At 32.4% G+C, this 524-nt stretch carries 1 protein-coding gene; it reads left to right on the top strand.

All coding sequences use genetic code 11. The annotated features are described in order from the left end of the window. Positions 1 to 524, top strand: a 524-nt coding sequence (locus ACYU87_RS27705) for an ABC transporter ATP-binding protein (protein WP_461137238.1), incomplete at both ends; no start/stop codon positions are given.

Raw genomic sequence — 524 nt, 5'->3', positions numbered from 1 at the left:
GAGAGATAGTTGTATTAACAGGTCTTTCAGGATGTGGGAAAACAACATTTTTAAGACTTCTAAATGGACTCATTCCATATTTTTACGAAGGAAATTTAGAAGGTAATATTGAGCTTTTGGGAAAAGAAATATCTTCGTATCAGAAAGGTGAACTTGCAAAATATATAGGAAATGTATTTCAAAATCCCAAGGATCAGTTCTTTTGCGATGTGGTTGAAGATGAAGTTGCTTTGGTAGGAGAAAATCTTGGGTTAGATGAGAACTTATTAAAAGAAAAGGTAGATAAAGCATTAAATTTATTGGAGATAGGTCATCTAAGAAAAAAATCTATCTTTGAATTGTCTGGTGGAGAAAGACAAAAGGTGGCGATAGCAGGAACACTTATTTATGATACAGACATTATCTTTTTCGACGAACCTTCAAGTAGCCTTGATTATGACAGTATAAGGAAATTTGAAAACATACTTGTTAAGTTAAAAGCGATTGGCAAGACAATTGTAATAGCTGAACATAGATTGTATTAC

The organism is Spirosoma lituiforme (assembly GCF_054776635.1).
Note: the sequence above shows the minus strand (reverse complement) of the source record. Positions and strands in the feature narration are given on the sequence as shown.